Consider the following 13,468-nt stretch of genomic DNA (forward strand, 5'->3'; position numbering starts at 1 on the left):
TAAGTCTAATAATGATGTTACAGTAAATGAACTGTTAATAGCGTATACGTATTGCATGTTGTTATCACCTCAACTATAGTATCGGTGATACAATCAAAGTTGTACATTCTTATATCATCATTTTTGTACATTCTTAGAGTATCATTTACAGTCAGATAAAAAAAGATAATGATTATAGTTTAGAAATTGGTTTGTTACACTATAGATTGGGAAATTATCCTATTTCTTTAAAACTTTTGCGTAAGTGCCAGAGTGATATTGCTACTTATTATATAGCAATGATGTATCTTAATGGGCTAGGTATATCTAAGAATATTAAGAAATCCCGTGATTTATTTTTCAAAATTAGGCATTACAGGGATTCAAATGACTGGTATTTAGAATTAAATAAAATTATTAAAAAGGAAGAAAAGCGTAAGGATTCATATAATTCAAGTAAGAGTTATAATAGGAAAATTGATGTTGAAGACTATCATGATTCTTGGTGTTTTATATCCACTGCTACTTGTATCGCACTGAAAAAAACTTCTAATTGTGATGAATTAAATTTATTAAGAAGGTTTAGAGATACATATTTAAAATGTTTTGATAAGGATGGATTAAAACTAATAAATGAATATTATAGAATTGCTCCAACTATTGTAAATCATATAGATGAGGAGGAATTATCAAATCAAATCTATATCAATTTATATCAACATTATATATCTAAATGCTGTTTTTATATAAAAAATTATCGCTTTAATGATGCAAAAGCATTATATATTGAAATGGTGGCTAGTCTTTGTGAAATTTACAATATTACAATTTCTCCTGATATAAAGAAAATTTATAATTATAATAACTAAATGTATATACTTTAGGAGATATTAAATGCCAAAATTCTACCCAACAATAATAAATAGTTTCCACGGTAGTGAAGGAGAGCGTCTCGTATATGAGGCGCTCTCTAAATTAAATAACGAATATGTAATTTTTCATTCTTATAGATGGTTAGGGGAATTAAATCAACGTAGGAGTGAAGGTGAGGCAGATTTTGTTATTTTACATCCTAAAAAAGGTATTTTATCTATAGAGGTAAAAGCTGGTGGGATTTCCTATCGTGATGGAAACTGGATTCAAACGAATCGAAATACAAAGGAAGAAAAAATTATAGACCCTTTAGGACAAGCTGCAGAGAGTCAATTTAGGATTCAGAATTATTTACGTAAACATTATAATGGTCAAATGCCTGTTATTGGTCGTGCCGTATGGTTTCCATCTGTGGCAATTCATAATAAGGTTTCATTACCACTAGAAGTAAATAGAGATATTGTGTTTGATGTAGATTGCTTACTTAATCCACAGGAATCTATGGATAAAGCTTTTAGCTATTGGAAATCTAATTTAGGATTTAGAGATTCTGAATTATCAATTAATGATTTTCAGAACATGATTAAGACGTTGATGCCTACATTTAATATTGTTGAATCAGTTGCAAGTACAGCTCTTGAATCAACGAAAAGTTATATTCAAATGACGAAACAACAAGCATCTATATTGCATTTTTTACGTGAGCAGCCAACGGCTGTTATTCATGGCCCTGCAGGTACAGGTAAAACGATGTTGGCTATTGAAAAGGCTAAAATGCTGGCTGCTGAAGGTAAGAAAGTCTTATATTTATGTTTTAATGAGTTCTTATTATCTTATGTGAAAGAGCATTATTCTTGTGAGAATATAGTATTCCATAATGTGAGATCATTAGCTGAAGAGTTGATGCCTAATACTGATTATGCTATTTCTGAAATTATCCCCCAGTTTATAGAGTACTTTCAAAATGAATATGATGATTTAGAATGGTCTTATGAAAATGTAGTTATTGATGAAGGTCAAGATATTGATGAACGTATATTGGAACATATTTCTATATTAGTAGACATGTTAGGCGGTCATTATTATGTGTTCTACGATAAAAATCAGTATATAATGATGCATAAATCGACGCATTGGTTAGATACTTATGGGGATTGTCGCCTTGTATTGTATAAAAATTGTCGCAATACTGCAGAAATAGCAAAGACTGTAGGTACAACATTAAGTGATATAAAGAAAGATGCTTATATAAATGAACTGTCAGGGATAAAACCATTTGGCTCATTTTACAAGAATGAAAATGAATTACGTAACATTGTTACAAAGTTTGTTACAAAAATGATTCAAGATAAGGTTAAACCTGAAGACATTGTTATTCTTACTACAAGTAGTGTTCCTAACAGTATGTTAAAAAATATTTCTGCTATTAATGGAGTATCTATTTCTACTGAGCCAAAGAAAAATAATATATTGTTCACATCAGTTCGTAAATTTAAAGGATTAGAAGCCAAAGCAGTTTTACTAATTGATATTTTAGTCAATCGCCTCACTAATGAATTACATAAACGTTTGGTTTATGTTGGTTCATCGCGGGCAAATACATATTTACAATTAGCATTCTATGATAATGTACCTAATGAAGATTATAAGTCTATTCTAAATCATTTAGGTGTAAATGAAATCAATGGACCTAGTAAAGAAGCTTTATTAGAAACTTTTGGTCTCAATTTATTAAAATAATATTTTGATGCGTTATTTTTTTCGCATACACTTTTGTACAATATACATGTAATCAGTTAGTTATTCTAATGTTGTTTTATAGTATAGAGGTGTATGGTATGAAAACAGATGTTATCAAAGAAGCTCTTGAAAGTGTAAAAAAAGAAGATCCTAAATTATACGAGGATGTAGTAGAGTATATTTCTTCCAATAAAAATAAAACTGGTGTTCATCCTGAAGGGGTGTATCAAGAACATAGATGGCCTAATATTATAGGACCTATGCCTGGACCATTTCCACATCCACGGAATCCATTTGAACAAAACCCATTTGGTGTATTCTGGCCATTGGCTGGTTTATATCTATTCTATAAATTAGTTAGAAAGGTATGGCGATTATTACGAGGCAAGAATCAAAATATTTCTTTAGATGATATTATTACGTATATGAATAATCACAAATAATGTGTTGTAAGGAAGAGTAGCTATGGCTTCAAGAAAGTTAAAATTAGGTGATATTGTTTTTTGTGAACGGCATAGTGGATTATTAGGCCGTAATTTATATCAGCATTATGGAGTATATGCCGGTTATCATAAGATTATCCACTATATAAAAGGGGATTCTCCACTAGATGGACGAATTGCCGAAACTAGTATTGAAGAGTTTTGTGACGGAGATACCTTATATATTGCTGAGGACGATACATTACTATCTATTTTCCAAGACTCTGATGTAACTGCTAGCTTTTATGGGCCGCGTAAAACTGTACAACGTGCAAAATCTATGATTGGAAAAGGCGATTATAATTTGTTTGATCATAACTGTGAGCACTTTGCTATTTGGTGTAAAACAGGTCAATTAGAATCTACACAACTTAGTATAGAAGGTATGGCAGCAAGAGTGTTTAAACCTTCGTGGGGACCAATGAAATGGTTGGTTGATGAAATTTGGCGTGTTGAGGCAGAGTATTAGTAGTAACTATAAGGGACTAGCAATGCAGTAAAACATGTGTTGCTAGTTCTAACTTTCAAAAAAGCAAAATATTTTAAAAATAATTGTTGACACACACGGATGCGTGTATTATAATTACATCATCAGGTGAAAGAAATCACCAACATGTAGAACAGAAAGACTTAGATTCTAACAGCAATCCTATCACATACATAACTTGATTAAGATGAGTATAGAATCTAGTATAATTTCATAGTTATCGTTCATAAACGATTCATAAGGTTAGACACTAGCAGCAATCATTTGATTAAATAACCAGAAAAAGTAGTTATGGAGACCATTTGGTCTAGAATATCGTGTCTAGTAAACCTTAGCCTCAGTGAGGTTAGTAATTGTCTTGAACTTTGTATTTTAACCGCTCATGGTTGTCTTGTTTATTTTGCTTTCAAAATTTACGTTGTGATAATCCGCAGCGGTTTTTTATATGCCAAGGAGATATGAACTATGAATACATTTATGGACGCTTTAACAAATAATGAAAAGTCTTATACTGCTAATGGTGGTACTGCGTATCGTACGAGTGGCAGTTCCCTTGTAGATCTAAATTTCTCTGTGCCTGCATTGCGTCAAGTTGCGGTTGATTTTTATGGTAAAAGTAAACATGACCGCTATTTCTATGGTGCACATCGCACTATGGATGCTGTGGAAGCATTGCGCTTATTTATTACATCCTACGATGAAGATCCTCTATATACCATGAAATGGCTTATGTATGTCCGTCATATTAAGCTAGGCCTTGGCGAGCGCGATGTATTTCGCATGATGCTCACTAAAATTGGTGATTTGCATCCAGAGATGGCATTGCAGTTTATCATCGGTACTGAGTTGTGGAACTATGGTCGTTGGGATGATGTGCTACGCATTTTCTTTGATACGACGAGTGGTATTTTACATGATGGACTAGGTGAAGTCATCGCCAATCAGTTTAGACGTGATGTAATGGGGTGTGGACTAGGCGACTCTATTAGCTTGTTAGCAAAATGGATGCCGTCCAATAATACATCCTCTAAGCAGAAGCGTTCTGAGGCGGCTATTTTACAATCCTTGTTACATCTAAATGCACGAGAGTATCGTAAAATGTTGTCTAAATTGCGTGAACATTTAGCGGTGGTAGATCGAAAGGCATCGCTGAACCAATGGAATGATATTAATTATAATCATGTGCCATCTAAGGCGAATCTAAAATATCGTAATGCCTTTTTAAAACATGATGAAGAACGCCGCCAGGCGTATCTTACATCATTAGAAAAGGGCGATGATTCTGTTAAGATTAATGCCAATTCTATGTTCTTATATGATATTGTACAAGCCTATATAGACAATAATAGTTGCTGGAGGAATATTTTAAGACCGTATGATGAAACATTAGAGCAATTATGGCATGCCCAAGAATCACCTAAGGATTATGACGATATCTTAGTTATACGCGACGGGTCTGGATCTATGGGGCAACAACTATCTGGTAATAGTTCCGTTACCGCACTTAATGTAGCAGATTCGATTGCATTGTATTGTGCTCAGCATAATAAGAATGAATCTTTTAAAAATCGATTCATCACCTTTAGCAATCGCCCTCAGATGGTAGATATTTCGATGTGTGAAACTTTGCGAGATAAGCTTAGACGATTGCATCGCTTTGACGATTACAGCAATACGGATATAGAGGCAACTTTTGACTTAATTCTAGATACAGCTGTAAAAAATCATCTGCGTCAAGAGGAATTACCTTCAGCGTGTCTCGTTATTTCTGATATGCAGTTTGACCAGGCTACAAAGCATGAGGATAACACAACTGTTATTGAATCATGTCGTAAGAAATTTGAGGCCCTTGGGTATACTATGCCACGGCTCATTTTCTGGAATGTATCGGTCTATGCGCATAATACAATTCCTGTACAAATGCATCCAAGCGGTGTCATTCTCGTATCTGGATTCTCTAAATCCATCTTAGATATGGTGGTATCTAGAGAAGTCAATCCTGAAACGGCACTCAAAGCCGAATTAGATGCTAAATGTAGTATTGTAGATACAGTATTACAAGGCTATGTAAAGGTAGCGTAACATTTATATAATCTCATTAAAATAGGTTCCTGTTAGTCGCAAAATGACTAGTAGGAACCTTCTTTTGGTGTAATTAATTTGTGCTATAATGAGTTGTAGGTTTTATAATAAAACAATCATTTATATATACGAGGAATTAAGTATGGCAATTAGCAAAGAAATACAAAAATCTAGCGAAATGAAGTTTGATGGTAAATTAATTAAGGTTACCTATGATATAGCTGATGTAAATGGAAATGATGCATGGCGTGAGGTGGTGCACCATCCAGGGGCAACTGCTATCGTTGTCGTTTCAGAAGATAACAAAATTGTAATGGAACGTCAATTCCGTTATGCTTTACAACAACCTTTGCTTGAAATTCCGGCAGGTAAACTAGACCCTAACGAAGAACCTATTAATTGTGCTAAACGTGAATTGGCAGAGGAAACTGGTTACCGCGCTAAAGAATGGATTTCATTAGGCACAATTGCGACAAGTCCTGGATTTTGTAATGAAGTACTACATCTATACTTAGCAAAAGATCTCACCATGGGTGAAACTCATTGGGATCCAGATGAATACGTAGAGCTTGAGTACTTTACATTACCTGAACTGCTAGAGGCTATTAAGAATGAACAAATTAAGGATAGTAAATCCTTAGCAGCTCTAATGTTAGCTATGCCTTATCTTAAATAGACTTCCTTTGGGAGGAGTTATTATGTATAAAAGAATCATTATATTAGTTATGGATTCTGTTGGCATTGGTCATGCCCCAGATGCGGCAAAATTTAATGATGAAGGGGCTAATACATTAGGACATATCGAAGCAACTGCAGGTTTGATTCATTGTCCCACATTGCGTTCTCTAGGGTTGGCAAATATTGCGGATATTAAGACCGATGAAACACCTGTTATGGGTGCTTATGGGAAAATGGAGGAAGTCAGTACAGGGAAGGATACAACTAGTGGTCATTGGGAAATGATGGGACATCCTGTTACGGTTCCGTTCCCTACATTTTACGATGGATTCCCTAAGGAATTGATGGATACTTTCACTAAAGAAACCGGTTATGGGTATCTTGGTAATGAGGTGGCATCTGGTACGGAAATTATAGAGCGTCTTGGCGTAGAGCACATAAAAACGGGGAAACCTATTGTGTATACCTCTGCCGATTCTGTGTTCCAAATTGCGGCTCACGAGGATGTGATTCCTTTAGAGGATTTGTATCGTATGTGCGAAATTACGCGTAACAAAGTATGCGTTGGTGATTATTATGTAGGTCGTATCATAGCTCGTCCGTTTATAGGTAAACCAGGTCATTTTGTACGTACCTCGAATCGTCATGACTATAGCCGTATGCCTGAACACCGTATGGTGCAACAGGAATTACAAGCAGCTCAAATTCCTACGGTGGCCGTCGGCAAAATTGGTGATATTTATGCTCATGTTGGATGGGATGAAAGCTATCCAACGAAATCGAATGCTCACGGCATGAATGTAGTGCCATATTTATTAGGTTCTTCTTTTGAACGAGGCCTTATGATGGTAAACCTTGTAGAGTTTGACAGTCTATATGGTCATCGCCGCAATGTAGAAGGTTACAAACGTGCCATTGAAGATTTCGATTACCAATTGAGTGGATTATTACCCTTATTGAAAGAAGATGATTTGCTTATCATCACAGCTGACCATGGTAATGATCCTACATGGCATGGCACAGACCATACGCGTGAACATGTTCCATTACTTGCCTATAGTCCAAGTATGAAAGGGGCTATCGATTTAGGTTTGCGCCATAGTTTTGCTGATATAGGACAAACCGTATTGGCGAACTTTGTACTTTCACCATATGCAGTAGGCACATCATTTTTAAAAGATATTATGAAATAGTCGTATTGTGTAATATAATCCTTGCGTCACAATATCTTGTATGATATAATCATTCAGGTATAAGAAACGATTTTTAAGGAGGTGACTCAATTGCCAAACATTAAATCCAGTATTAGAAGCGTAAAAACGGATGCTGAACGTCGTGCGAAAAACGCCGCTGTGAAATCTCAAATCCGTACAGCAGCTCGTAAAACCGTTGAAGCTGTTCAAGCAGGCGCAGTAGAAGAAGCAAAACAAGCACTTGTTCAAGCTACTAGCGTAATTGATAAAGCAGCCTCCAAAGGTGTACTTCATAAAAACACTGCAGCTCGCAAAAAATCCAACCTTGCAGCTAAAGTAAACGCTTTATAATTTTATAGAGCCAAAGCCCATCGATGATGGGCTTTTTTTATACCCAAAGGATGCCAAAAGGCGTCCTTTTTCTTTTGTACTCGGCAGTAATAAAATTGATTTTTAGTGCTAAATGCTGTAATCATAAAATATATGCATAACATTTTGAATACCTTATGGGAGTGGACTGAGGGTAGCTCCAATACCGACTTTGGCCCTGCGAAGGCCGTAGGCCGTAGTCAGACCCGGCCGGTGGAGGTTTTGGGGCTGCCCTCAGTCCTATTCTGCAAAACTTAGAAAGATGAATGCATATATTTTTGATAGAAGCAAAGGTAGCAAAAATCAATTTTATTACGCCCCAATATGCTATAATGAAACATATGATTAAGCGAGGTGTACTTATGAAAAAATTAATGATTATAGATGGCAGCAGCCTGTTATTCCGTGCCTTTTTTGCGCTTCCTCCGTTGAAGTCTGCTCTTGGCACGCCAACCAATGCAGTATATGGTTTTTTGACAATGCTCATTAAATTATATGAAGAGATTAAACCTGATTATATTGCGGTCGCATTTGATAAAGGTCGTCAAACGTTCCGTACGGAAATGTATAGTGAATACAAGGGTAATCGCCCTGATGCACCAGAGGATTTACGTCCTCAGTTTAGCTTGATTCAAGATGTGTTAAAGGCTCTTGGCATTTGTGTTATTAAAGAGGAAGGTTATGAGGGGGACGATATTCTTGGTTCCTTGTCTAAAAAATTTGGATCTTCTGATTTAGCAGTGCAAATTATTACTGGTGACCGCGATAATTTACAGCTTGTTACCGATTACAGTCATGTATTCTTAACGAAAAAAGGTATCTCGGATATGCTTGAGGTTACCTTGGATAATATGTCTGAATTATATGGCTATGGCCCAGATAAAGTTATCGAAATGAAGGCGCTTATGGGCGATTCTTCCGATAATATTCCAGGCGTTCCAGGGGTTGGTGAAAAAACAGCTCTTAAATTGATTAATGAATATGGTGATTTAGAGTCAGTATATGAGAATATTGATAATATTTCTGGCAAGAAATTAAAAGAGCGTCTTGTTGAAAATAAAGAGTTAGCCTTCTTATCTCGTCAATTGGCTACTATCAAGACTGACATGGATTTGTCTTATACGCTCGATCAATTTGTACAGAATTTCCATCTTGGCGAAGTGAAACCGATGTTTGAAACATTAGGTTTTACAAAATTGACACCTCGTTTGGCTAGTGTGATGGGCGTAGAAGGTGGCGACACAGAGGATTTTGGTGGCCTATTTAGTATGGCCGAAGAGATTAAAATCGAAGACCTGTTAGATGCATCTGCTCTTACTGAGGACTTTTACAAAAATAAAACCATTGGTGTTCATATTATTACGGATGGCAAAGCGCCGTTCCGTACGATTACATCTGCTTTCATTAACAATAGTGAAAGCATCATCAAGTTAGATGGTTCTCATAATGATGTATTACTAAACGCGTTAAATGGTGCGAAAACGGTTGTGACAACACAAAGCAAAGAATTAATGGAAGTTCTTTGTCACGATGAACCGGCTCAAATCAGTTTGTATGAAAATGGCGTGGCTCGTATTCACGATGTATCCTTGATGGCTTATCTATTGGACCCAACGCGTACCAATTATGGATATCTCTATTTAACAGAGCGTTTTAGTGTGCCATCTATTGCCACAGGTAGTGTAGATGTAGAATGCGTCTCTATGGTGAAAGCATTGCTTGCTATGGACGATGCTGCTGTTAAGGCATTGCAAGACGAATCCTTATGGGAGTTATACAACAATATTGAATTGCCATTGATTCATACATTATTAGTTATGGAGAAAAATGGTATTTATATTGACCCTGTAAAATTAGAAGAAACAACTGTTAAATTCAAGGCGGAACTCGAAGCTGTTCAGCAAGAAATTTATGAATTGGCAGGGGAAACGTTTAATATTAATTCTCCAAAACAATTGGGCATTATCTTGTTTGAAAAGATGAATTTACCTGTCATTAAAAAGACGAAAACAGGTTACTCTACAGATGCAGAAGTATTGGATATGCTTCGTCATGAAAGTCCTATTGTAGAGAAGATTTTAGCTTATCGTTCTGTAGCTAAATTAGTTTCTACCTATTGTGAAGGCTTATCGGTCCTTATTAATCCTGAAACACATCGCATTCATACCACATTTAACCAAATGGTAACAGCTACTGGACGCTTGAGCTCTTCAGATCCGAACTTACAAAATATTCCTGTTCGTACAGAAAAGGGTCGTGAAATTAGAGCGTTATTCTATCCTGGCGAAGGCTTTGATACATTGGTGAGTGCCGATTATTCACAAATCGAGCTCCGTATCTTGGCGCATTTGTCTGGTGATGAAGCATTAATTAAGGCTTTCAACGATGGTAAAGATATCCATAGATTTACTGCTGCTGAAGTGCTTGGTAAGTCTCAAGATGAAGTAACCAGCGAAGAACGTTCTCACGCAAAGGCTGTCAACTTTGGCATTATCTATGGTATTTCAGATTTTGGTTTGTCTCGTGATTTAGGCATTACACGTCAAGAAGCAAAAAACTATATTGAGCTTTATTTTAGCCGCTATCCAAAGGTTAAAGAATATATGGATAACATGGTAAAAGAAGCCCATGAAACCGGTAAGGTGCGTACGATGTTTGGTCGCATGCGCGAGTTACCAGATATTAATAGCCGTAATTTCAACCGTCGTTCCTTTGCAGAGCGTACAGCAATGAATACACCGATACAAGGTACTGCTGCTGATATTATTAAGCTCGCTATGAACAAGGTAGAATCTATTTTAGAGGAGAAGGCGTTTAAATCTCGCTTATTATTACAGGTGCATGATGAACTTGTATTAGAAGTGGTAACTGAAGAATTGGATGCTATTCAAACGTTGCTTAAGGAAACTATGGAATCCATTGTAGAATTACAAGTTCCACTTATCGTCGATGTACATAATGCGGAAAACTGGGCACTTGTAAAATAAATTTTACATATAACGTTAGAGTAGAAGGATAGATGCAGGAGGCACATATGTTAAAAATAGGTTTAACAGGTGGAATTGCATCTGGCAAGAGTACAGTACTAGATTTTTTTAAAAAGAAGAATGTACCTTATATTGATGCCGATGTAGTAGCACGTGAAGTGGTTGATCTTGGTACGCCTGGACTCGCTGCTATTCGTGAATTATTTGGTGATACAGTGATTCTCGATGGTGGTAGATTAAATCGTGAAGCACTTGGTAGTATCGTCTTTCACAATGAAGAAAAACGCCTACAGTTAAATAGCTGCTTACATGGTTTCATTCGTCAGCGTATTGATGAACTGAGTGCTATGTATGAAGAGGAAGAAGCTCCAGCCGTCATTTATGATATTCCTCTTCTCATTGAAGGTAAGTGGTATGAGCGACTCGATACGGTTTGGCTTGTCTATGTATCGCCAGAGGTGCAGGTTTGCCGGTTAATGGAGCGCAATGGATACTCAAAAAAGGACGCATTAGCGCGTATTCAAAGTCAAATGTTATTAGATGATAAACGCTCCTTTGCAGATGTCATCATTAATAATGATGGTACACCTGATGAATTATATATTCAGTTAGAAAAATTGTGGCATGAGAAACTACTACCGTTGTATAATAAATAATTATCAATATATATAAGATTGAATCGATTCAAAATATATACGGTTAGGATTAAGGGGAGGATGTATGAAACGAAATACAGCAACAGCATTGGCTGTTGTCGTGTTGGGCTGGTTTTATTTTAACCATATGCAAGATCCTGTAGCACGCTATACGGCATACCCCTTTGATTATAGAGATGTAGTTGTATCGGCTGCGGAAAAAGAAGAGGTGTCACCATCGTTGGTGGCTAGTGTTATTTTAGCTGAAAGTAAATACAAGAATACGGCGGAATCCGAGACGGGGGCGCTTGGACTGATGCAGCTCATGCCGGATACGGCCCGTTGGGTAGCACAACAAATGGGACATGGTAACTACACAGATCGTCAGCTAAAAGAGCCAGAAACAAATATTCAGCTGGGGACGTGGTATTTAGGGTATTTATTAAAAGAATTTAACGGTGATGAAGTGCAAGCGTTAGCTGCTTATAATGCAGGTCGTGGACATGTAGAATCATGGATTAAGGAAAAAAATTGGAATGGCATGGTTGATACGATTCCATTTCCAGAAACGCGTATGTATGTTAAAACCGTTTTAACCTATCAAGAAAGGTATGAGTCATTATATGGAGAACATCATTGAAACCTGTAAGTCTTTAGACTATTCTTGGTTGCCACCGGAGATTGGTAATTTTAAACTCAAGGTGACAGGGCCCGATGAAATTGTGAAAGCGCAAGAAACATTAGCTGCAGGTGAAGCTGTGTTGACTTTACCTTTATTTCACTATGAAAATGATTTAGGTTGGAAGTGGTGTGCTCTCTACGATAAAGAGGTAGAGGATTATACAGTGCACGTAGTGATGCCTTTGTTCACATTTGTAGATATATCTTTTGTGCGCCAAGAGTTCGAACCGTATTGGCAGGGCCTACAAGAACGTTGTGTTCAGGGGCTTTCAAAATTACTAATCAACAGTGCAGAAAATTTTACCTATACCTATATGCGCAAGGGGCTACAAAATTGGGATTATGAAGCTGTTATGCCTGCTGAGTTAGAAGGATTTGTACGAGATATAACACCTAAAAATGCGGTGCGCATGATTAATGGTTCCTATATCATAGGTGAATATCGAAAGATGGATGAATGTACAGGATTACTGTTGTACTATAATGAATATCGGGATGAATTCTTTGCAGAATTACGGTATCAAAATTATCCAGAAATTGATCATCATCTTGATGCTAAGTCATTAGATGATTTGGAACATGTACTATCTGAACATTTAAAAAATATACTGTGTGAATTAAATTCACGCGGTTAAATTGTACATTTTAGCGGAATTATGCTATACTATACATGACTTTTATATAAACTTTTTTAAGAGTGGGCTATTTTTTGCTCACTCTTTCGTTTATGATTGGGTGAAATTAGTCATATAATTGCATCAAATTGTATGATGAAAACAGCGTATATGATCGATATGTAGTATGTTATAAGGAGGCGATGGCTATGAAAAGAGAGGCCGTAGAGGAATTTGTATCCTCTGTAGTTGAAGGCGTTATAGCTGGCACGAATCTGGAATTAGTCGATGTCGACTATGTTCGAGAACGGGATTGGTATTTGCGCGTGTACCTTGATAAACCAGGTGGTGTCGATTTGGATGACTGTCAAATGGTCAGTGAAAAATTGAGCGCAGCTCTCGATGAGAAAGACCCTATTGCAGAAAATTATTTGCTTGAGGTGTCTTCTCCTGGTCTTGATCGAGTTCTAAAAAAGGATAAAGATTTCATTCGCTATAATGGCCGTGATGTAGATATCCAATTGTTTAAACCTATTAATGGCAGTAAACAATATACGGGTGTACTACAAGGCTTTACAGATACAACGATAGAATTTTCAATCAATGGTGAAAGCTTAACATTTGAACGTTCTGCCATTGCACAAATTCGATTACATCTTGATTTTTAA

At 36.4% G+C, this 13,468-nt stretch carries 13 protein-coding genes; all 13 read left to right on the forward strand.

The genetic code is table 11. The features are described from left to right. Positions 1 to 236 precede the first annotated feature (236 nt). The 13 genes from VIHSUH07_RS05855 to rimP all read left to right on the forward strand — a co-directional run bounded on the left by VIHSUH07_RS05855 (position 237) and on the right by rimP (position 13,468). Complete coding sequence (locus VIHSUH07_RS05855) at positions 237 to 848, forward strand: SEL1-like repeat protein (RefSeq protein ID WP_158251387.1); 612 nt, start codon at positions 237 to 239, stop codon at positions 846 to 848. A gap of 25 nt (positions 849 to 873) precedes the next feature. Further along, on the forward strand, positions 874 to 2,592 hold the full coding sequence (locus VIHSUH07_RS05860; protein ID WP_105084247.1) for an NERD domain-containing protein: 1,719 nt from the start codon (positions 874 to 876) through the stop codon (positions 2,590 to 2,592). A gap of 98 nt (positions 2,593 to 2,690) precedes the next feature. Next, positions 2,691 to 3,035, forward strand: coding sequence for a hypothetical protein (locus tag VIHSUH07_RS05865; protein WP_105084248.1), 345 nt, complete (start codon positions 2,691 to 2,693; stop codon positions 3,033 to 3,035). Positions 3,036 to 3,057: 22 nt separating this feature from the next. Continuing rightward, positions 3,058 to 3,543, forward strand: a complete 486-nt coding sequence (locus tag VIHSUH07_RS05870) for a lecithin retinol acyltransferase family protein (protein WP_105084249.1) — start codon at positions 3,058 to 3,060, stop codon at positions 3,541 to 3,543. A 483-nt stretch (positions 3,544 to 4,026) separates the two neighbouring features. Continuing rightward, entirely contained in the window at positions 4,027 to 5,643 is a 1,617-nt protein-coding gene (locus VIHSUH07_RS05875) for a DUF2828 family protein (RefSeq protein WP_105084250.1), read from the forward strand. 142 nt (positions 5,644 to 5,785) lie between these two features. Continuing rightward, positions 5,786 to 6,319 (forward strand): NUDIX hydrolase, encoded by a 534-nt coding sequence (locus VIHSUH07_RS05880; protein ID WP_105084251.1) that lies wholly within the window; start codon positions 5,786 to 5,788, stop codon positions 6,317 to 6,319. Positions 6,320 to 6,341: 22 nt separating this feature from the next. Next, positions 6,342 to 7,514: a phosphopentomutase gene (locus VIHSUH07_RS05885; RefSeq protein WP_105084252.1), complete on the forward strand. Its 1,173-nt coding sequence runs from the start codon at positions 6,342 to 6,344 to the stop codon at positions 7,512 to 7,514. Between the two features lie 90 nt (positions 7,515 to 7,604). Next, on the forward strand, positions 7,605 to 7,865 hold the full coding sequence (rpsT, locus tag VIHSUH07_RS05890; protein WP_005378787.1) for a 30S ribosomal protein S20: 261 nt from the start codon (positions 7,605 to 7,607) through the stop codon (positions 7,863 to 7,865). 380 nt (positions 7,866 to 8,245) lie between these two features. Further along, positions 8,246 to 10,870 (forward strand): DNA polymerase I, encoded by a 2,625-nt coding sequence (gene polA / locus VIHSUH07_RS05895; protein ID WP_105084330.1) that lies wholly within the window; start codon positions 8,246 to 8,248, stop codon positions 10,868 to 10,870. A 47-nt stretch (positions 10,871 to 10,917) separates the two neighbouring features. Next, positions 10,918 to 11,526, forward strand: a complete 609-nt coding sequence (gene coaE / locus VIHSUH07_RS05900; protein WP_105084253.1) for a dephospho-CoA kinase — start codon at positions 10,918 to 10,920, stop codon at positions 11,524 to 11,526. A gap of 64 nt (positions 11,527 to 11,590) precedes the next feature. Beyond that, positions 11,591 to 12,145 carry a lytic transglycosylase domain-containing protein gene (locus VIHSUH07_RS05905; protein ID WP_005379024.1) on the forward strand — a complete coding sequence of 185 codons (555 nt, stop codon included), beginning with the start codon at positions 11,591 to 11,593 and terminating at the stop codon, positions 12,143 to 12,145. After that, positions 12,129 to 12,821 carry a hypothetical protein gene (locus tag VIHSUH07_RS05910; RefSeq protein ID WP_009661040.1) on the forward strand — a complete coding sequence of 231 codons (693 nt, stop codon included), beginning with the start codon at positions 12,129 to 12,131 and terminating at the stop codon, positions 12,819 to 12,821. Before VIHSUH07_RS05905 ends, VIHSUH07_RS05910 begins: the two co-directional genes overlap by 17 nt. 188 nt (positions 12,822 to 13,009) lie before the next feature. Continuing rightward, positions 13,010 to 13,468: a ribosome maturation factor RimP gene (gene rimP / locus VIHSUH07_RS05915; protein WP_105084254.1), complete on the forward strand. Its 459-nt coding sequence runs from the start codon at positions 13,010 to 13,012 to the stop codon at positions 13,466 to 13,468.

The organism is Veillonella sp. T34266-5 (assembly GCF_002959815.1).
GTDB classification, from domain to species: domain Bacteria; phylum Bacillota; class Negativicutes; order Veillonellales; family Veillonellaceae; genus Veillonella; species Veillonella atypica.

What these genes read in the sequence shown, in the direction of transcription:
- VIHSUH07_RS05880 (WP_105084251.1), top strand. Translation starts at nt 5,786, where the DNA reads ATGGCAATTAGCAAAGAAATACAAAAATCTAGCGAAATGAAGTTTGAT.
- VIHSUH07_RS05865 (WP_105084248.1), top strand. Translation starts at nt 2,691, where the DNA reads ATGAAAACAGATGTTATCAAAGAAGCTCTTGAAAGTGTAAAAAAAGAA.
- rimP (WP_105084254.1), top strand. Translation starts at nt 13,010, where the DNA reads ATGAAAAGAGAGGCCGTAGAGGAATTTGTATCCTCTGTAGTTGAAGGC.
- VIHSUH07_RS05875 (WP_105084250.1), top strand. Translation starts at nt 4,027, where the DNA reads ATGAATACATTTATGGACGCTTTAACAAATAATGAAAAGTCTTATACT.
- coaE (WP_105084253.1), top strand. Translation starts at nt 10,918, where the DNA reads ATGTTAAAAATAGGTTTAACAGGTGGAATTGCATCTGGCAAGAGTACA.
- VIHSUH07_RS05885 (WP_105084252.1), top strand. Translation starts at nt 6,342, where the DNA reads ATGTATAAAAGAATCATTATATTAGTTATGGATTCTGTTGGCATTGGT.
- VIHSUH07_RS05860 (WP_105084247.1), top strand. Translation starts at nt 874, where the DNA reads ATGCCAAAATTCTACCCAACAATAATAAATAGTTTCCACGGTAGTGAA.
- VIHSUH07_RS05910 (WP_009661040.1), top strand. Translation starts at nt 12,129, where the DNA reads ATGGAGAACATCATTGAAACCTGTAAGTCTTTAGACTATTCTTGGTTG.
- VIHSUH07_RS05905 (WP_005379024.1), top strand. Translation starts at nt 11,591, where the DNA reads ATGAAACGAAATACAGCAACAGCATTGGCTGTTGTCGTGTTGGGCTGG.
- polA (WP_105084330.1), top strand. Translation starts at nt 8,246, where the DNA reads ATGAAAAAATTAATGATTATAGATGGCAGCAGCCTGTTATTCCGTGCC.
- VIHSUH07_RS05870 (WP_105084249.1), top strand. Translation starts at nt 3,058, where the DNA reads ATGGCTTCAAGAAAGTTAAAATTAGGTGATATTGTTTTTTGTGAACGG.